This is a genomic window from Kribbella catacumbae DSM 19601 (assembly GCF_000372465.1).
In the GTDB taxonomy this organism is placed as follows: domain Bacteria; phylum Actinomycetota; class Actinomycetes; order Propionibacteriales; family Kribbellaceae; genus Kribbella; species Kribbella catacumbae.
This window is the reverse complement of the sequence record NZ_AQUZ01000055.1, coordinates 1-17,700: the sequence shown is the minus strand read 5'-3', so window position 1 is coordinate 17,700 and position 17,700 is coordinate 1. Positions and strand designations below refer to the sequence as shown.

At 67.8% G+C, this 17,700-nt stretch carries 18 protein-coding genes and 1 pseudogene; 11 read left to right on the top strand and 8 right to left on the bottom strand.

Annotated elements, in window-relative coordinates:
- Nucleotides 1-12 precede the first annotated feature (12 nt).
- On the top strand, nt 13-450 hold the full coding sequence (locus A3ES_RS0136820; protein ID WP_026163548.1) for a winged helix-turn-helix transcriptional regulator: 438 nt from the start codon (nt 13-15) through the stop codon (nt 448-450).
- Here the strand turns inward: A3ES_RS0136820 and A3ES_RS55740 are convergent.
- The 4 genes from A3ES_RS55740 to A3ES_RS0136805 form a co-directional block, all read right to left on the bottom strand.
- Nucleotides 443-742 carry a hypothetical protein gene (locus A3ES_RS55740; protein ID WP_202806675.1) on the bottom strand — a complete coding sequence of 100 codons (300 nt, stop codon included), beginning with the start codon at nt 740-742 and terminating at the stop codon, nt 443-445. The two genes, A3ES_RS0136820 and A3ES_RS55740, sit on opposite strands and share 8 nt — an antisense overlap.
- Before the next feature lie 4 nt (nt 743-746).
- The gene (locus tag A3ES_RS55735; protein WP_202806674.1) at nt 747-1,040 is read right to left on the bottom strand and encodes a hypothetical protein; all 294 of its coding nucleotides are present in this window, start codon (nt 1,038-1,040) and stop codon (nt 747-749) included.
- 150 nt (nt 1,041-1,190) lie between these two features.
- Complete coding sequence (locus A3ES_RS0136810) at nt 1,191-2,144, bottom strand: R2-like ligand-binding oxidase (protein WP_020391851.1); 954 nt, start codon at nt 2,142-2,144, stop codon at nt 1,191-1,193.
- 2 nt (nt 2,145-2,146) lie between these two features.
- Complete coding sequence (locus A3ES_RS0136805; RefSeq protein ID WP_020391850.1) at nt 2,147-2,728, bottom strand: TetR/AcrR family transcriptional regulator; 582 nt, start codon at nt 2,726-2,728, stop codon at nt 2,147-2,149.
- Nucleotides 2,729-2,948: 220 nt separating this feature from the next.
- On the opposite strand from A3ES_RS0136805, the gene larE reads away from it, so the two are divergent.
- From larE to A3ES_RS49725, 4 genes are all read left to right on the top strand, one after another.
- Nucleotides 2,949-4,418, top strand: a complete 1,470-nt coding sequence (gene larE, locus A3ES_RS0136800; protein WP_020391849.1) for an ATP-dependent sacrificial sulfur transferase LarE — start codon at nt 2,949-2,951, stop codon at nt 4,416-4,418.
- A 118-nt stretch (nt 4,419-4,536) separates the two neighbouring features.
- The gene (locus tag A3ES_RS0136795; protein ID WP_020391848.1) at nt 4,537-4,920 is read left to right on the top strand and encodes a cold-shock protein; all 384 of its coding nucleotides are present in this window, start codon (nt 4,537-4,539) and stop codon (nt 4,918-4,920) included.
- 205 nt (nt 4,921-5,125) lie between these two features.
- Nucleotides 5,126-5,266 (top strand): hypothetical protein, encoded by a 141-nt coding sequence (locus tag A3ES_RS55730; protein ID WP_020391847.1) that lies wholly within the window; start codon nt 5,126-5,128, stop codon nt 5,264-5,266.
- Complete coding sequence (locus tag A3ES_RS49725) at nt 5,263-6,225, top strand: MFS transporter (RefSeq protein ID WP_020391846.1); 963 nt, start codon at nt 5,263-5,265, stop codon at nt 6,223-6,225. The genes A3ES_RS55730 and A3ES_RS49725 overlap by 4 nt, the downstream gene beginning before the upstream one ends.
- Nucleotides 6,226-6,488: 263 nt before the next feature.
- Here the strand turns inward: A3ES_RS49725 and A3ES_RS49720 are convergent, their stop codons facing one another.
- The gene (locus A3ES_RS49720; RefSeq protein WP_020391845.1) at nt 6,489-8,270 is read right to left on the bottom strand and encodes an MFS transporter; all 1,782 of its coding nucleotides are present in this window, start codon (nt 8,268-8,270) and stop codon (nt 6,489-6,491) included.
- Between the two features lie 85 nt (nt 8,271-8,355).
- On the opposite strand from A3ES_RS49720, the gene A3ES_RS49715 reads away from it, so the two are divergent.
- Complete coding sequence (locus A3ES_RS49715; protein WP_020391844.1) at nt 8,356-9,222, top strand: DUF3027 domain-containing protein; 867 nt, start codon at nt 8,356-8,358, stop codon at nt 9,220-9,222.
- On the opposite strand, the gene A3ES_RS0136775 is transcribed toward A3ES_RS49715, so the two are convergent.
- Nucleotides 9,219-9,536 (bottom strand): DUF2530 domain-containing protein, encoded by a 318-nt coding sequence (locus tag A3ES_RS0136775; protein WP_020391843.1) that lies wholly within the window; start codon nt 9,534-9,536, stop codon nt 9,219-9,221. The genes A3ES_RS49715 and A3ES_RS0136775 overlap by 4 nt on opposite strands.
- Nucleotides 9,537-9,598: 62 nt before the next feature.
- On the opposite strand from A3ES_RS0136775, the gene A3ES_RS0136770 reads away from it, so the two are divergent.
- Nucleotides 9,599-11,071, top strand: a complete 1,473-nt coding sequence (locus A3ES_RS0136770) for an NCS2 family permease (RefSeq protein WP_026163547.1) — start codon at nt 9,599-9,601, stop codon at nt 11,069-11,071.
- Between the two features lie 53 nt (nt 11,072-11,124).
- Here the strand turns inward: A3ES_RS0136770 and A3ES_RS0136765 are convergent, their stop codons facing one another.
- Nucleotides 11,125-12,198 (bottom strand): hypothetical protein, encoded by a 1,074-nt coding sequence (locus A3ES_RS0136765; protein WP_020391841.1) that lies wholly within the window; start codon nt 12,196-12,198, stop codon nt 11,125-11,127.
- A 57-nt stretch (nt 12,199-12,255) separates the two neighbouring features.
- Between A3ES_RS0136765 and A3ES_RS0136760 the strand changes: the two genes are divergently transcribed.
- Genes A3ES_RS0136760 through A3ES_RS0136750 form a run of 3 tightly spaced genes read left to right on the top strand, consistent with a single transcriptional unit; the run spans nt 12,256 to nt 15,437 of the window.
- Nucleotides 12,256-12,705, top strand: coding sequence for a MarR family winged helix-turn-helix transcriptional regulator (locus tag A3ES_RS0136760; RefSeq protein WP_020391840.1), 450 nt, complete (start codon nt 12,256-12,258; stop codon nt 12,703-12,705).
- Nucleotides 12,702-14,009 (top strand): MFS transporter, encoded by a 1,308-nt coding sequence (locus tag A3ES_RS0136755; RefSeq protein WP_020391839.1) that lies wholly within the window; start codon nt 12,702-12,704, stop codon nt 14,007-14,009. The genes A3ES_RS0136760 and A3ES_RS0136755 overlap by 4 nt, the downstream gene beginning before the upstream one ends.
- Nucleotides 14,010-14,042: 33 nt before the next feature.
- Nucleotides 14,043-15,437 carry a mycothione reductase gene (locus tag A3ES_RS0136750; RefSeq protein WP_026163546.1) on the top strand — a complete coding sequence of 465 codons (1,395 nt, stop codon included), beginning with the start codon at nt 14,043-14,045 and terminating at the stop codon, nt 15,435-15,437.
- On the opposite strand, the gene A3ES_RS0136745 is transcribed toward A3ES_RS0136750, so the two are convergent.
- Nucleotides 15,434-16,915: an LLM class flavin-dependent oxidoreductase gene (locus A3ES_RS0136745; RefSeq protein WP_040456398.1), complete on the bottom strand. Its 1,482-nt coding sequence runs from the start codon at nt 16,913-16,915 to the stop codon at nt 15,434-15,436. The two genes, A3ES_RS0136750 and A3ES_RS0136745, sit on opposite strands and share 4 nt — an antisense overlap.
- A 117-nt stretch (nt 16,916-17,032) precedes the next feature.
- On the opposite strand from A3ES_RS0136745, the pseudogene A3ES_RS49710 reads away from it, so the two are divergent.
- Nucleotides 17,033-17,700, top strand: a pseudogene (locus A3ES_RS49710) (hypothetical protein); the annotation flags it as partial.

The following is a 17,700-nucleotide window of genomic DNA, read 5'->3' as shown; positions in this document are numbered from 1 at the left end:
CATGTTGCAACCATGGTGAAGCGAACGAGTTTTGGAATGGCGGACTGCCCGGTCGCGCGGTCTGTCGACGCGGTCGGCGACTGGTGGTCGCTGCTGATCGTGCGGGACGCGTTCGACGGCAGTAGGCGCTTCGGCGAGTTTCAGCGCAGCCTCGGCGTCGCCAAGAACATCCTCAGCGCAAGGCTCAAAGCGCTCACCGACAACGGCATCCTCGAGCTGGCCCCGGCCGGCGCCCACAACGAATACGTCCTGACCGCGAAGGGCGAGGCGCTCTTCCCAGTCATCGTCGCCCTCCGCCAATGGGGCGAAGCCTTCTCCTTCGCCCCCGGCGAACCCCACTCAAAACTTCTCGACCGCCGCAACGGCAAGCCGCTCAAGCCCTTGGAGATCCACGCCGCCGACGGCCGCCGACTAACCCCAGCCGACACCGAGGTTCACAAACTCAGCTGACATCCAGTCGTCTGACCACCGTGTCGAGTGTCGGCCAAGGAGGACCCTCGCGCAGCGAGCGCAGCAGTTCCTCTCCGAATCGCCTCCCGTTCGGAAACTGGTCGCCAGCGTCCCAACGCCACGCTGCGACCATCGCGAGAACGAGCTGCCGGCACTCGTCCAGCAGTCCTCGGTCGACACCCGGGTAGTGCTCGCAGACCGCCTCGGGAACATGGGCGAGATCGAACTCGACGGGTCCGCGGCAGCACGTCTCGAAGTCGATCAGCAACGGGCCGTTCTTCGTGCTGAGCACGTTGTCAGGATGCGCCGCGGTCGTCGATCGCCCGTCGCAGGCTTCCTAGTCTGCTGCTGAGGAACACGCGGTCTGCGCCGGCGAGCTCCGGCGAGAGATCCGGGTCGGCAACGATTTCTTCCGCCTCCGCGATTCGAGCCGTGAACCGTGGGGTCGCCATCTCAACCATGCGCATGCCAGCGTGCAGCCGCTCCAGCGCCTTGGCGTAGTCGACTGGCGAGACGTGAGGTGTCACGGGCTCGTAGTAGATCCACAGCGTCACTGCGAAGCCATCGCGCTTGTACACAAGCGGGTCCACCCGAGGCTCCAAGGCGCCCACCGGGCAGCCGGCCTCGGCGAGCCGTTGAGCGAGCTCGACTTCGAGCTGTGCGACCTCTTGCCCCACATGGGCGACCCGGGCAAGGACGTCGTCAGGCTACATTTGTGACCTTGTTCGGTCCCCTGGTTTTCAGCGGACGGCGGCGAGGGCGGCGGTGTCTTCCTGGCCGAAGGTGTCTTCGAGGGTTTCGGGGGAGTAGTCGAGGTCGATGCCGGTCACGTCGGCTCCGATGGCTGATTCGATCGCGTTGAGTCGGCGGGTTGCGCGGTCGCCGGCGTAGGTCATCAGGGCGGTTGGGTCGATCTCCGGTGGGATCTCCGGCATGTTGTCCAGGGCCCACTGGATCTGCGTCAGGGCGTGTGGGAGCAGGTCTTCCATCGTGTCGGTGACGACCTGCCAGTTGGATTCGTCGGCGGCGATGTGGCGGCGGCAGGTGAAGGTGCCCCAGGCCATGTGGCGGCGTTCGTCGTCGCCGATGCGGCGGACGAGTTCCTGCATGCCCGGGAGTACGCCGCGGCTGGTGCAGAGCAGGTTCCACGCGTGATAGCCGGTCAAGGCCAGCGTGCCTTCCACTACGTGGTTGTAGGTGACCGAGGCCCGCACCTGGTTGGCGGGCGAGGGGTCGTCGGCCAGGGACTTCAGTGCGACCGGCAACGCTTCGTAGAAGATCGCCCGGTAGCCGGGGTTGTTCTCGATGTACCTGTGCAGGTCGTCGGTAATCCCGATCGCGTCCAGCCACATCCGGAAGACCGCTGTGTGCTTGGCCTCTTCGAAGCAGAACTGGGTCAGATACATCTCGTCGCCCAGCCGGCCCTCCGCGGCCATCGCGGCCAGGAACGGCTGGATGTCTTCGGTGACAGCCTCCTCGCCCGCGATGAACTGCGCGCACAGCATCAGCGCCGCCTCGCGCTCGTTATCGGTGAAGCTCTCCCAGTCCTTCGCGTCCTGCCTGAAGTCGATGTCGCGCGGATTCCAGAACTTGCGATTGCCCTTGTCGAACAGCCGCAGCGGCAGCGCGTCCCAGTTGAGACCGCCCTCCCGCAGCGAGCTGAAACCCTGCCGGTGAAGGGGATTCGCCGTCATAACTACCTCCTGGAGCTCAGAAACGGACCGAGCACCCGGGCGACCTGATCGGCGACCACGGCCGGAGCCGCACCGGGGTTCACGATGTGACTCAGTACGACGCGCAGCGCGACGTCCATGCAGATAGTCGCGTCTTCGGCCGGCACCTCCGGCCAGTGCTCACGCACGTGCGCGTCCAGCCGCTGATGGCTGAGTTCCAGCACCTGCTGCCCGCGGGTGGTCAGCAGTTGACTCGCCTGGTCGGACCCCGGCTGGCCGAGCGCGGCCTTGATCAGCGGGTTGTCCGCCGCGAGATTCAGGGCGCGCTCGACTGCGGCACGGAGCCCGTCGATCGGGTCGGCATGTGCGGCCAGGGCGTCGTTGACATCGACCAGGAATCGCTCGGTCTCCCGCGCCGCGACGGCCTGCAGAACTCTCCACTTGTCGCCGAACTCGTTGTAGACGGTCTGCCGGGACACCCCGGTACGACGCCCGACGTCGGCCATCCGCAACCCGTCGTACCCGCCGGCCACGATCGCGTCGTACGCAGCGTCGAGCAACTCGTCACGCAACCGCCGCTTGGTCCGCTCGGCGAAGGAGTCCATACGCCTCAGGCTTTACATCCGAGCGCAAAATGTCAAGAGCTCGGACGCATGACCAGCAAACGTCAAGCGGAGAAGTGCGTGGCGTCCCCCGTCCTCGGCGTACTGCGAACGCCGTCGATGCCGACCGGGATATCGCCGGCGAGCGTGATCCGATTTAGACATAGGAGCCGTTTCGGGATGCGAGACCGGCGGCCGGAGCGGGGCACGTAAGGTTGGGGACGTGTCAACCGCCGAGATTCAGTCCAGTCCTCTGACCAGTGATGTGCCCGAGCTCGTCGTCGGGTTCGACCTGGACATGACGCTGATCGACTCCCGGCCGGGCATCAAGGCCGTCTGGGATCTGCTCGCCGCCGAGACCGGTGTGCCGATCGACACGGAGCTGGTGGTCAGCCGGCTCGGGCCGCCGCTGACCTGGGAGATGGCCAACTGGTTCCCGGCCGAGCGCGTCGACGAGATGGTCGCGCGGTACCGCGAGCACTACCCGGCGCACGCGATCACCGGCAGCCTGCCGTTGCCCGGGGTGGCCGAGTCGCTGACCGCGATCCGGGCGCTGCGCGGACGGACGGTTGTGGTGTCGGCGAAGTACGAGCCGAGTGTCAGGCTGCATCTGGAGCACCTCGGGCTGGACGTGGACGAGCCGGTCGGCGATCTGCATGGCGCCGAGAAGGGCATCGCGCTGCTGGAGCACAACGCGACCATCTACGTGGGCGACCACACTGCTGACATCGACGGAGCGCGTGCTGCCGGTGCTGTCGCGGTTAGCGTGGCCACTGGGCCGTTCGCGGCGGATGAGCTGCGCGCTTACGGAGCGGACGTCGTACTGAACGACTTGACTGAGTTCCCGGCCTGGCTGGACGAGTATGTGCTTGAGCAGCGGCTAGAGGCCCTGATGAAGCGGCTGTCCGGCTACGAGAGCCTGGTGGTCGCCTTCAGCGGTGGCGCCGACTCTGCCTTCCTGCTGGCTGCGGCCGCGCGTGCAATCGGTCCGGCGAACGTAGTAGCGGCGACTGCTGTCAGCCCGAGCCTGCCGGTCGCCGAGCTGGAGCCGGCCGCGCACTTCGCCGACAGCATCGGCGTTCGGCATGTCACGCCGCACACGCACGAGATGGACCGCGAGGGATATCAGGCCAACGCCGGCGACCGGTGTTACTTCTGCAAGGCCGAGCTGGTGGAGACACTGCAGCCGATCGCGGACGAGTTCGGCATCGCGGCGATCGCGACCGGGACGAACGCCGACGACGCGATCGCCGGCTTCCGGCCGGGGATCAAGGCCGCCTTCGAGCGTGGCGCGATCACCCCGCTGCGCGACGCCCGGCTGACCAAGGCGCAGATCCGCGAGGCGTCCCGCAGCTGGGGACTCGAGACCTCCGACAAGCCGGCCGCGGCCTGCCTGTCCAGCCGGATCGCGTACGGCATCCGGATCACGCCGAACCTGCTGGCCCGGGTCGACCGCGCCGAGCAGGCGATCCGCGCCCACCTCACGCCGTACGGCGTCCAGAACGTGCGGGTCCGCGACCTCGGGGAGTCGGCGAGCATCGAGATCGACGCCGCCCTGCTCGGCACGGTCGACAACAGCGAGCTGGTCGAACTCGTCCGCGCCGAGGGCTTCGCGGCGGCCGCCGTGGACGCCCGGGGATTCCGGTCGGGCTCGATGAACGAGCGCTTGGCTGACCCCGACCGCTACCGCTGACCCCAGGTGGGTGCGGAATCGTTGCCTCATCAGAAACTTTCTAGAGGCGCAGGCCTCCTGCTTCACGTAGGCTGGGTAACTCCGTCCTGTTCCGACGATTGACACTGAAGAGGTTCCCGTGCCTGTAGGCAAGGTCAAGTGGTATGACTCCGAGAAGGGGTTCGGCTTCCTCAGCAAAGAGGAGGGCGGGGACGTCTACGTGCGCGCGGAGGCGCTGCCAGCCGGAGTGACCAACCTCAAGCCGGGCCAGAAGGTCGAGTTCGGGGTCGTCGAGGGTCGCAAGGGTGAGCAGGCGCTCCAGGTCCGGCTGATCGACCCGCCGCCGTCGGTGGCCAAGGCGATGCGGCCGAAGCCGGAGGAGATGGCGCTGGTGATCGAGGACCTGATCAAGCTCCTCGACAACATCGGCGAGGGCTACCGCCGCGGCCGCCACCCCGACGCCAAGGCCGCCCGCGGCGCCGCCACGGTACTGCGCGGCGTCGCCGACAAGCTCGACGTCTAAGACGCGCGGCGGGTGATCAGCGCCTCGATGCCGTCGAGCACGGTGTCGAGGCCGAAGAAGAACTCGTCGGCGTCGTAGTCGACATCGAAGTCCTCCGCGGGCCTCGACCGCAGGTTCCCGGCGATCGTCGGGTCGCGTCCCGGAAGGCGACCGCCCAGGCGGTGATCCGGGCCCGCCAGCCCGCTTCGGGGTCCTGTACTTCGCGGTGCCGTACCTCAGCGCCGATCTCGGCGTCACGGCCACCGAGCAGCTCTGGATCTTCGACATCTACGCCTTCGTGCTGGCCGGCCTGCTGATCACGATGGGCTCGCTCGGCGACCGGATCGGCCGCCGCTGGAGCAGTTGATCGCCGCCCGCGCGGTGCTCGGCATCGGCGGCGCGACGCTGATGCCGTCGACGCTGGCGCTGATCCGGAACCTGTTCCACGACCCGGTGCTCAGCGGCGTGCTGCTCGAGCACTTCTGGTGGGGTTCGGTGTTCCTGATCAACACGCCGGCGATGCTTCTGCTGCTGGTTCTCGCGCCGCTGCTGCTGCCCGAGTTCAAGACTGCTGTGAAGGGCCGGTTCGACCTGCTCAGCTCGGTGCTGTCGCTGGCCGCGGTACTGCCGGCGCTGGCGTTGGTGGGCAACGCGGTGTTCATGACGCAGTACCTGCAGCTGGTGCTCGGCATGGGCCCACTCAAGGCGGCGCTGTGGTCGCTGGTGCCGTCGGTGGTTGTCGCAGGCGCTGCGCCGCTGGGTGCTGCGCTGGCGCAGAAGTTCGACCGGGCGTACGTGCTGGGTCTCGGCTTCGTGATCGCGGCGAGCGGATTCGGCGTACTGACCAAGATGCACGTCGAGAGCAGCCTGGCCGGCCTGGTGATGGCGATGTCACTCATCACCGAGACGATCGTCGGCGCGGTCGCACCTGAGCGGGCCGGCTCGGCCTCCGCCCTGATGGAAACATGCAGCGAGTTCGGCGGCGCGCTAGGCATCGCAGTACTTGGAAGCATCGGCACCGCGGCCTACCTCAGCGACCTGACCCTCCCACCAACCGTCCCCACCGATGCCGCCTCCATCGCCCACGAAGGCCTCGCCGGAGCAACCGCCGTCGCCGCGCAACTCCCGGTGCAACTCGGCGAAGCCCTCATCTCAGCAGCCCGCCACTCCTTCAGCCACAGCACGAACGTCGCAGCCCTGGTAGGCACCATCCTCCTGCTAACCACCGCAGCAGCTGTCACCTTGGTACTCCGCGGCACCCACCCGGCACCGCACGCCGCCGAAGTTGCCAAAGGCAACAAACCCGAGCTGACCACAGTCAGCTGATCACCCGAGTTCACGTGCCCGCCATCCCGGTCCCCGTCAGCCGACAACACCTGATCATTCGCCCCCTTTTCACCCGCCCAACTCACCTTGGGCGCCGGTCAGGCGCCCAACCCGCCGAACGACGCCCGGCCCGTGCCCAAGGTCGATCCCGTCACCCCGAGCCCGGCGAAAATCGGCCCTCCTGACTGGTCCGTGGGAGAACCCGAAAATTCTCCCTGACCCCGCACTCTGCTGGCCGCCACTTCGAACCCGCTGGCTGGTGGTCAGTGGGGGCGGCGGCGGAAGGGGCTTTTTCGGCGGGGTGGTTCTGGGGTGGGGTGCTGGTCTTCGCGGGGAGGGCGTGGGGGTTTGGTTTCGATGGTGCGTTCGGAGGCCCACGGAGCCTCGTCGACGGCTGTTTCGTCGTCGTCTTCGTCGGGCTGGCCGCTCCACCAGCGGCCGACCGTCGGCTGAGTGGTTGGTGGGGTAGGGCGCGGCGGGTGGTCGGGGGAGCCGGGGTCGAAGCGGAGTTCGATGGTTGGTTCTTCTAGCCGGGTGGTGGGGGTGGTGCGGCGGCCGGCGGCTCGGCGTTCGGCTATGGATTCGGGTTCGGGCTCGGTGGTCATGATCGTGCGGGTGGTGCCGGGCTCGCGCGAGCGCGAGCGCGGGCGCGACGGGGGTTGTGGGGCCGGCTTCTGGCGGATGACCAAGATGACGGCGACGACCAGTACTCCGGCAAGGAAGCCGAAGCCGAGGCGGGGGATCAGCGGGAGCACGATTCCGCAGGCGCCACCGATCACCCAGGACAGTTGCAGCACCGTCTCCGAGCGGGCGAACACCGACGTCCGCACGGTCTCCGGTACGTCGCGCTGGATCATCGCGTCCAGCGACAGCTTGCCGAGCGAACTGCACAACCCGGCGACCAGACCGAGCACGATCAGCAACGGGAACCCGTAGAACACCGCGACAGCGACCGCCACCACCGTGTCCGCGAGCAGCACGACGAGCACCACCGCCTCGGGTTTACGGGCCTTGAGCAACGATCCCGTCAGCGTGCCGAGGCTGTTCCCGATCCCCGCGGCAGCGATCACCGCCCCGGCGGCGACCACTCCATCGATCCCGGCGATCGGTTTGTCGCGCAGCAGGAACGCCAGGTACATGGTCAGGAAGCCCGACACGAACCGCAGTCCGAGGTTGCACCGGATGCCGCGTGCCACCGCGGCAGTGACCGCCCGGCGCCGGGCAGCGCGTCCCTCAGTACCGGTCATCTCTTCGCCGGCCGGGGAGTCGACGCGGCTCGGCAGCCGGATCGCGAGGACCAGGCCGACCGTGTAGACGAGGGCCGCCCAGCGCAGCGACCACTCCGGGCCGATTACGGCGAAGGCGCCCGCGATACCCGCGCCGACGGTCGCGCCGGCCACACCGGCGAGCGAGATCCGCGAGTTGGCCGTGACGAGCGAGACATCCTTCGGCAACAGCCGCGGTACTGCGGACGCGCGCGTCACGCCATAGGCCTTAGATGCGACCAGACAGCCGAGCGCGGCCGGATACAGCCACGTCGAGCTGTCGTGAATCGAGGCGGCCAGACTCCAGACGAGGAATCCGCGCAACCCGAGCGTGGCGCCGATCGCCCACCGCCGACCGTGCCGGAACCGGTCCAGCACCGGGCCGATCAGCGGCGCCATCAGCGCGAACGGCGCCATCGTCAGCAGCAGGAACAACGCGACCCGGTCCCGGGCCTGCGAGCTCGGTACTGCGAAGAACACCGTCCCCGCGAGCGAGACCGCGAAGGCCGTGTCGCCGGCCGCGTTGACGAAGCCCAGCTCGATCAACCGCGAGAGTCCAGACTCCCTGGCCCCCTGAGCGCCGGTCAGCCCGCGGATTCGCCGCCCGGTCGCTTTCCCCACTCGGCCGGTGGCAGCAGCCCCCACCTTGGAGACCTGCCCGACCCTCTTCCCAGCGGTTCCGAGCTTCTTGCCGGCGGTCTCCAGCTTCTCCTTCCGGCCGTTCGCAGCGGGCCCGTCGGCGCGTGGGCGCGGGCGGTCTGCGGGGTCGGGATGGTCCATGCCACCATCCTGCCTTGTGAGGGGGACAGACCGGAGTCTCCACGCGGTTCGAATCGTGGCGGCGGGCGTGCGAGAATGACCGATTGTGACTCCCGTCAAGACTCCGGAACCGGTCCGAGGCAAGCCCGACGCCGTCTGCGTCGCGGCGGTCGAACCTGCCCGCGAGGCGGCGATCGCCGAGGCCGGCGCCGCCCAGGTCGGTGACCACCTCGGTCATCAGGTCGACGGTGAGCGACTGGTCACGCACTATTTCGCCTCCACCCACGCCGGCTACCGCGGCTGGCGCTGGGCGGTCACGCTGACCCGCGCCTCGCGCGCCAAGACGGTCACGATCAACGAGGTCGTGATGCTGCCGGGTGGCGAGGCGATCGTCGCGCCCGAGTGGGTGCCGTGGTCGGAGCGCGTCCAGCCCGGCGATCTGCGCCCGGGCGACCTGTTCCCGACGCTGGCGGAGGACCTGCGGCTCGAGCCCGGCTACACCGACACCGGCGAGCCTGACGAAGTACTGGCCGTCGTCGACGAGCTCGGCCTCGGTCGCGAGCGGGTGCTGTCGCCGATCGGTCGCGAGGAGGCCGCCGAGCGCTGGTACGCCGGTGACTTCGGCCCGGCGTCGGCGATCGCGCAAGCAGTTCCGTACAAGTGCTTCGCCTGCGGCTACTGGATCCGGCTGAACGACAGTCTCGGTCAGGCGTTCGGCGCGTGCACCAACGAGATGGCGCCGGGCGACGGCCGCATCGTCGCCTACGACTATGGTTGCGGTGCCCACTCGGACGCCGTGATCGAGTCCCCCGACCAGCCGTCGACCGAGCACGCCTTCGACACGACCGGGTACGACGAACTGGCGATGGAGACAGTCCGGGCGTTGAACCCTGTCGACGACGAGCCGCCGTCGGACGAAGAGATCCTAGTGACCGCAGCGGAAATCGACGCGGAAGCGACCGAGAACTACTAGTCCTCGATCTCGGACCGGTGGCCGGCCTGGATGGCGGCCCAGCGGTGCCGGCAGTACAGCAGGCCGATCCAGCCGAGGCCGAAGCCCGCGACGGTGACCCACAGCCACCACTCGTCGCCGCTCTTCTTCAGGTCCTCGCGGAAGATCAGGACGACGACGAACGCGAGCGCCCAGGCGACGATGCCGACGATCACGCTCGGGATGCCGGACAGATCCAGCGGCTTGACCTCGGCGTGCACGAGCTCGCCGCGGGCCAGCTGACTGGTCGGGTCGTTCCGCTTCTTCGAGGCGGGCGGCTCTTGAGGATCTGACACGCTCCCAGCTTAGCTGGCCCGAATCGCTCGCCATGGCGAACGCCACCTGGCACCATGCCGTCATGAGTTCGACACAGGCGCCCACGGCCCGCTCCGGTCCCGCGTTTCTCGACAACTTCTTCAAGATCAGCGCACGGGGATCGACGCTGGGCCGTGAGGTCCGTGGCGGTCTCGTCACCTTCTTCACGATGGCCTACATCGTCGTGCTGAACCCGCTCATCATCGGCACCGTCAAGGACGGCAGCGGCCAGTTCGTCGGTGGCGGCACCGACGCGGCGGTCGCGATCGCCAAGATCGCCGTCGCGACCGCGCTGGTCGCGGGGGTGGTCACCATCTTGATGGGGCTGGTCGCGAACTTCCCGCTGGCGCTGGCCACTGGGCTCGGCCTGAACGCGTTCCTGGCGTTCAGCGTGGCGAGCAAGATGACCTGGGCGGACGCGATGGGCCTGGTGGTGATCGAGGGCATCATCATCTTGCTCCTGGTCCTGACCGGGTTCCGTAAAGCGGTCTTCGAGGCGGTGCCACGGCAGCTCAAGATCGCGATCAGCGTAGGCATCGGCCTGTTCATCGCCTTCATCGGCGTGGTCGACGCGGGCTTCGTACGCCGTCCGTCGTCGCCGGCCGGACCGCCGGTCGAACTCGGTGTCGGCGGCAACCTTCGCGGCTGGCCGGTGCTCATCTTCGTGGTCGGCCTGGTGCTGATCATCACGCTGTACGCGCGCAAGGTGAAGGGTGCGATCCTGATCGGCATCCTGGCCGCGACGGTGCTCGCGATCGTGGTCGAGTCGATTGTCGACATCGGCGCCCGGACCGCCGAGAACCCGGGTGGCTGGGGCCTGACCGTGCCGAAGCTGCCGAAAGACTGGATCACCACGCCGAACCTGGACACGATCGGCGAGTTCAACCTGTTCGGCTCGTTCGAGAAGGTCGGCGTGGTGACCGCGCTGTTGCTGATCTTCACGCTGATGCTGGCCGACTTCTTCGACACGATGGGCACGATGACCGCGATCGGAGCCGAGGCCGGGCTGCTCGACAAGGACGGCAACCCGCCGAACACGCAGCGCATCCTGATCGTCGACAGCGTCGCGGCCGCCGCCGGTGGTGCCGCCTCGGTGTCCAGCAACACGTCGTACATCGAATCGGCGTCGGGTGTCGGTGAGGGGGCACGGACCGGGCTGGCGAGTGTGGTGACCGGTGTCTGCTTCCTGATCTCGATGGTGGTCGCGCCGCTGGTCACGCTGGTGCCGTACGAGGCGGCCACCCCGGCCCTGGTGCTGGTCGGCTTCCTGATGATGGCGCAGGTGAAGGGGATCGACTTCGACGATCTCGAGGTGGCCATCCCGGCCTTCCTGACCATCATCTTGATGCCGTTCACGTACTCGATCTCGGCCGGTATCGGCGCCGGATTCGTGTCTTACGTGCTGCTCAAGGTGGTCCGCGGCAAGGCCCGTCAGATCCACCCGCTGATGTGGATCGTGTCGGCCCTGTTCGTCGTCTACTTCGCGATCGGCCCGCTCGGAGACTGGCTCACCTGATGGTAAACTGCCGCGGGGCACCCGCGGCGGGTGGAGACTGATGCGGCACCAGCTCAACTTCTTGCGCGAAGCTCTAGATACTCGGCGCGAGCGGTGAAGAGCTCGCGGAGTTCGTCGGTGACGTTGTCGAGCCACTCCTCGCGGTACGTCGCGTCCGTCATCAGCGAGATCGAGTAGTACAGGCCGGTGAAGGTCGCGATGCCGATGGCGACCTTTACCAGCGCGGCGCTGATCAGCAACTTGTGGTCGAGCAGCGTGAACTCGTGGGACCAGGAGCCGGGGTTGATTCCCCACCCTTCGTAGATGTGCCGGCTGATCGCGAGCAGGCCGAAGCCGACGAAGAACAGGCCGACGCCGGTGCTGACCACGAGGCCCTGCATCCACTGGCGGATCACCAGGCTGACGCTGAGGTTCAGCCGCTGGACCCGGCGCAACGGCGGGCCGGAGCCGGCGTCGCGCTCGATCGCGTCCAGTTCCTTGGGTAGCCGCAGGATGAGGAACAGGTCGCTGAGCAGGGCGAAGGCGACCACCAGGATGACGATGAAGGTGACCGGCATGCCGGCGAACACCTGCCACATCTCGGTGTTCACGAACAGCACCAGCGAGAACACCAGCAGCAACGGAAGCGCGCGGACCAGGCTGGCGAGCGAGTTCGCCAGCTCGGTCGCGAGCCGGCGGACACCCCAGACCGTCGTACCGATCAGGCCGTAGCCGACCACCAGGTAGACCGCGCCGACGAGCAGCAGGTTGCCGATGGCAACACCGAAGAACTGGCGCAGCTGGACCTCGGTGGCCAGCGGCAGCAGCGCGGGCAGCAGCACGAAGACGGCCAGTTCCGGCGTACCGAAGCGGGTCGGGAAGGACCAGAACCGGCGGCCGCGCAGACCGTTCAGCAGGCCGAAGCCCGCGATCAGGGCGGCCAGCCCGCCGACGGCGGCGAGCAGGTTCTGCCACCAGTGCCAGCTGAGCGAGGTGGCACCGAGCATCTCCGCGATGAACACCAGGGCCAGCACCGGCGTCGCCCGGCTGAAGATGTCGTGGGTCGGCGAGAAGTCCTCGATGAACAGCGGCAGCCCGGCCCGCCGGAACCGCTGCTCGTACCGGGCCAGCTCCGCTGATGTCGCCATGCGCGAACCCTAGCAAGATCATTTTGTTTAGCAAAGGTAATGAGTTAAGCTAACGATATGCCCGAAGTCGTAGCCCAGCAGGTGAAGAGTGACGTCGGGCTGGCCAGCGCCCTGAGGTCGTCCACGTTGCGGTTGTCCCGGCAGATCCGCCGGCAGCGCGTCGAGGGCCACGACCTGACCGCCAACCAGCTCGGCGTGCTCGGTGCGCTCGGCAAACACGACGCGATGACGATCGGCGAGCTGGCCGCGCACGAGCAGGTCAAGCCGCCGTCGATGACGCGGATCGTGTCCAACATGGAGGAGGCGGGCCTGGTGGCTCGCCGCCCGCACGAGACCGACAAGCGCCAGATCGTGGTCGAGCTGACCCAGGCCGCGCACGACCTGCTGCATGCCAACCGCCGGCGCCGCGACGAGTGGCTGCAGACGAAACTGAAGAAACTGACCCCTGAGGAGCGCGACATCCTGCGCAAGGCAGCCCCTGTTCTCGAACGCCTGGCGGCTACATGAGTCCGACCTTCCGCGCGTTCAAGGTCCGCAATTTCCGGCTCTACGCCACCGGCGCGATCATCTCCAACGTCGGCACCTGGATGCAGCGGGTCGCCCAGGACTGGCTGGTCCTGGAGCTGACCCACTCCGGCACCGCCCTCGGCATCGTCACCGGCCTCCAGTTCCTCCCCGCCCTGCTGGTCTCGCCGTATGCCGGCCTGATCGCGGACCGGTTCCCCAAGCGCCGGGTGCTGACCATCACCCAGATCGCGATGGGCGCCGTCGCTCTCGTCCTGGGCACGATGACCGTCACCGGCGTGGTCGAGGCCTGGCACGTGTACGCGCTGGCCTTCCTGTTCGGGATCGGGACCGCGTTCGACGCGCCGACCCGGCAGGCGTTCGTGGTCGAGATGGTCGGCAAGGACGAGCTGTCCAACGCCGTCGGCCTGAACTCCGCGTCCTTCAACGCCGCCCGGCTGATCGGCCCGGGGCTGGCCGGCCTGCTGATCCACTGGATCGGGACCGGGCCGGTGATCATCATCAACGGCTTGAGCTACGCCGCGGTGATCCTGTCCCTGCACCTGATGCGCTCCAGCGAGTTGCACACGCCCAAGGTCGCGGCCCGGGAGAAGGGCATGATCCGCGACGGCATGCGGTACCTGTGGCGCCGTCCTGACCTGATGATGGTGCTGGTCGCGGTGTTCTTCGCCGGCACCTTCGGGCTGAACTTCCAGATGACGTCCGCGTTGATGGCGACGAGCGCGTTCCACATGGGCGCGGGGGAGTACGGCATCCTCGGCTCGATCCTGGCGATCGGCTCACTGGCCGGCGCGCTGCTCGCGGCCCGCCGGGTCCGGACCCGGGGCCGACTGGTGATCGGCGCCGCGCTGGCCTTCGGGGTGATGGTCATCGTCAGCGGGCTGATGCCGACGTACCTGTCCTTCGCGCTGGTCCTTCCGCTGGTCGGCTTCGCCGCGCTGACGATGCTCACCGCGGCGAACGCGACCATGCAGTTGGGCATCGAGCCGACCATGCGCGGCCGGGTGATGGCGCTCTACATGACGGTCCTGATGGGCGGTACGCCGCTCGGCTCGCCGTTCATCGGCTGGGTCGGCCAGGAGTTCGGCGCCCGCTGGTCACTGATCGTCGGCGGCAGCCTCACCCTGCTCGGCACCACCGCCTCGGTCCTGTACTTCTCCCGCCGCCGCGGCCTCGCGATCCGCCCCCACCTGCTGCCGCGCCCCCGCCTCGAGATTCTGACCCCGACCACCGACCTCCTGGGCGAGAAGTCCACCCTCACAACCAAGCCCCGAGTCGTCGCCTAAACGGGCCACTTGCTGCCACACGCACAATGGGGTGTGGCTCATTACGACTTGGTGGTCGTCGGCAGCGGCTCCGGCAACACGATCGTGACCAGGCAGTTCGCGGACTGGAAGGTGGCGATCGTCGAGCGCGGAACGTTCGGCGGCACCTGCCTGAACGTGGGCTGCATCCCGACCAAGATGTTCGTGCACACCGCGGACCTGGCCGCCGTCCCCTCGCACAGTTCCCGGCTGGGCGTGGACGAGCAGCTCACCGGGGTGCGCTGGCCGGACATCCGGGACCGGATCTTCGGCCGGATCGACCCGATCTCGATCAGCGGGTCGGAGTACCGGCTGCACCACGCGAACAACGCCAACGTGACGCTGTACCACGGCACCGGGCGGTTCACCGCCGAGAACGAGCTGACCGTGACGGCGATCGAGGGCGGGCAGGTCGAGGTGCTGACCGCTGACCGGTTCGTGCTCGCCGCCGGGAGCCGGCCGATCGTGCCGTCCATCCCTGGCCTCGACGAGATCGACTATCAGACCTCCGAGACGATCATGCGGATGGATCGGCTGCCGGGGCGCCTGGGCATCATCGGCGGTGGCTTCGTCGCGGCCGAGCTGGCGCATGTGTTCTCGTCGCTCGGCGTCAACGTGACGATGATCGTGCGTTCCGACCTGCTGCTGCGGCACGAGGATCGCGAGATCGCGGAGCGCTACACCGAGATCGCCCGGGAGCGGTATGCCGTCAAGTTCAGGCACGAGGTGATCGGGGTGCAGCGGCGCGACGACGGGATCGTGGTGAAGACGCTGAGCCCGTCCGGCGCCGAGGAGTTGGTGGTCGACGAGCTGCTCGTCGCCGTCGGGCGTACGCCGAACTCGGATGTCCTGAACGTCGGCGCCACCGGGATCGAGCTGGAGCCGGACGGTCGCGTCGTGGTCGACGAGTTCCAGGAGACGGCGGTCGAGGGGATCTACGCGCTCGGCGACCTCTGTTCGCCGTACCAGCTCAAGCACGTCGCCAACCACGAGGCGAGGGTGGTGCAGCACAACCTGCTGCACCCGGAGGACCGGATCGAGTCCGACCATCGCTACGTGCCGCATGCCGTCTTCGGCTCGCCGCAGGTCGCGTCGATCGGGCTGACCGAGGAAGATGCGATCGAGCAGGGCGTCCGGTACGTCGTGGGCCGCCAGGCGTACGCCGATATCGCATACGGCTGGGCGATGGAGGACACCACCGGCTTCGCCAAGATCCTCGCGGATCCCGGCACCGGCCAGATCCTCGGCTGCCACGTGATCGGCCCGCAGGCGGCGACCGTGATCCAGCCCGTCATCCAGGCGATGAGCTTCGGCCTGGACGCCCACACGATGGCCCGCGGCCAGTACTGGATCCACCCCGCGATGCCCGAGCTGATCGAGAACGCACTGCTGAAGCTCAAGCTGGACTAGCGAAAGGCGGCGATGACCTCGCCGGCGGTCTCGAGTGGGGTGAGGTCGTCGTCGAGGTTCGGCAGGCTGAAGATCCCCTCTGTGGCGCCGGCTTCGGCTAGTTCGCGGAAGCGGCCGATCTGGTCGGGGATGCTGCCGGCGTTGACTGCGGCGGCGTACTTGGCGGGGTCTTGGTTGCGCGGGCGGAGTTGGTCTACGAGTGCGGTGACGTGGTGGTGGTCCTTGCCGATGAGCGTGGTCGACAGGTGCGTCAGTCGCGGGGGCTCCCGGTCGGGCTTGGTGTGCGCCGCCAGGTAGTCGGCGTACTGGCGGACCTTGGTGGCATCACCGAAGACGTTCGCGGCGTCGGCGTACCGGGCGGCCAGGCGGAGCGTGCGTTTGCCGCTGCCGCCCAGCAGGATCGGTAGGGAATCCTGCAGTGGTCGCGGGTAGCAGGCTGTCTCCGGTATGTCGAGGACCTTGCCGCGCCAGGGTTTGTTGCCTGGTCCCCATAACACCGGCAGCAGCTGCAACGCGTCCTCGAGCAGGGCGTATCGATCGCTGACTGAGGGAAAGTCCCAGCCATACGCCTTGTGCTCCTGCTCGAACCAGGCGAGCCCCACCCCGCAGATCGCGCGTCCACCACTCAGTACATCGAGCGTCGCGGCGATCTTGCCGAGGTGAGCGACGTTGCGATAGGTGATGCCGGTGACCAGCGTGCCGAGCCTCAGCCGCTCGGTGCAGGCCGCGAGATAGGCCAGCGTCGTCCAACTCTCCAGAAAGTCCTCCCAAGCCCGGCCGACCTGTGGAATCTGCCGGAAGTGATCCATCACGTAGATGCTGTCGAACCCAGCCGCCTCGGCCCTCCTCGCGACCTCCCTGACCCATTCGCCGGTAGTCGTGCGACCGGCCTTGTGGGTATAGCTGCTCAACTGCAGGCCGAACGTCAACCTCGTAGGGTCTTTCTCCTGCCGCCGCGCCGCCTGCCCAGCCTCGACAAACGCCTGCGGTACGACGCGGATCGCACCGGGCGTCAGGATGTCGTCGTACCCCTCGTCCGGCAGCTCCCTCTTGACCGCCGCCCAGGCCTTGAGCTGACCGGTCAGCACATCGGCGGGGATTCGCTTGGCCCGCTCCCGATTGCGCCGCCGGCACTCTGCCGCCGGGGTATCGAAGGCGACCGCCACACACGGAACGCCTTGTTCTCTTGCCAATGCCAGCCAGTTTCGTCTCCTCTCCCGATCCAGTCCCAAAGTGTCGATCACCGTGGTCAACCGCCGGTCGATCCGCTGCCGAACGATCTCCTCCAGCAACTTGAAGGCATCCGCACTGGCCGCCAGATCGTCCTCACCAGCACCGACCAGAGCCCGCAGCCGATCACTCGACACGATCAAGTCACCCGCGAACGTCTCCGCGGCCCACGTCGACTTCCCCGCTGCTCCCGGCCCTACCAACACCACCACACAAGGCGCCGGCAAGCTCCGGCCTTCACCATTCATACCTCAGTCTACTCGTTCTGCCTTCGCTCGCCGGCGGCGAAGTTTTCCCTTGTGGATAAGGAGATCCGGCGCCGAAGCGATTTGCGATGACCGCTCACCGAGAGTAGTATCGATCTTATGTTCGAATATGAGCTAGCAGATCTAGACGCGGCGAAGACCCTCGCCGCGTCGGCGCGGGAGCAGGCCCAGGAAAATGAGGCAGGCATCCAGCGGCTGCTGCTGGCTGTGCATTTTGCCGACCTGCATCCCAGCCCGGCGATGATCCCCGGCGATCAGAGGTCTCCTGGCGGGGAGCGTGGCATCCGCTACGGCGGACCAGGCTGCCCAGGAGTCGCCGAGTTCGCCGTCGCAGAATACGGCGTCGTGCACGGCGTATCCACCGAATCGGCGGCCAAGTACATCGGCCAGGCCCTCGCACTGTGCCACCGCCTGCCACTGATCTGGCAACGCATCAAGGCCAGGGAAGTGACTGCCTGGAAGGCCCGCCAGATCGCCACCGCCTGCGTCGAACTCTCGATGGAAGCAGCCGCCCTCGTCGACGCCCGAGTCGTAGCCATCGTTGACACCGTCGGCCCCGTCCAGTTGCGCAACATCGTCAAGGCCGCCCTCTGGGACGCCGACCCCGAAGCCGCCCAGGCCGCAGCCGAACAGAAGGCCCGCGAACACGGAGTATGGGTCGGCCGCTCCGACGACCACGGCACCAGTGCCGTTTACGTGAAGGGCCGTACCGGGGACGTGATCCGGTTCGACGCAACCATCAACCAGATCGCCGACGCCCTGGACGC

Bases quoted from the DNA above. Each gene is read 5' to 3' on its own strand.
- A3ES_RS0136760 (WP_020391840.1), top strand. From the start codon at position 12,256: ATGCCCGAAGTCGTAGCCCAGCAGGTGAAGAGTGACGTCGGGCTGGCC.
- A3ES_RS0136820 (WP_026163548.1), top strand. From the start codon at position 13: ATGGTGAAGCGAACGAGTTTTGGAATGGCGGACTGCCCGGTCGCGCGG.
- A3ES_RS0136810 (WP_020391851.1), bottom strand. From the start codon at position 2,144: ATGACGGCGAATCCCCTTCACCGGCAGGGTTTCAGCTCGCTGCGGGAG.
- A3ES_RS0136805 (WP_020391850.1), bottom strand. From the start codon at position 2,728: ATGGACTCCTTCGCCGAGCGGACCAAGCGGCGGTTGCGTGACGAGTTG.
- A3ES_RS0136765 (WP_020391841.1), bottom strand. From the start codon at position 12,198: ATGGCGACATCAGCGGAGCTGGCCCGGTACGAGCAGCGGTTCCGGCGG.
- A3ES_RS0136770 (WP_026163547.1), top strand. From the start codon at position 9,599: ATGAGTTCGACACAGGCGCCCACGGCCCGCTCCGGTCCCGCGTTTCTC.
- A3ES_RS0136755 (WP_020391839.1), top strand. From the start codon at position 12,702: ATGAGTCCGACCTTCCGCGCGTTCAAGGTCCGCAATTTCCGGCTCTAC.
- A3ES_RS0136745 (WP_040456398.1), bottom strand. From the start codon at position 16,915: ATGAATGGTGAAGGCCGGAGCTTGCCGGCGCCTTGTGTGGTGGTGTTG.
- A3ES_RS49720 (WP_020391845.1), bottom strand. From the start codon at position 8,270: ATGGACCATCCCGACCCCGCAGACCGCCCGCGCCCACGCGCCGACGGG.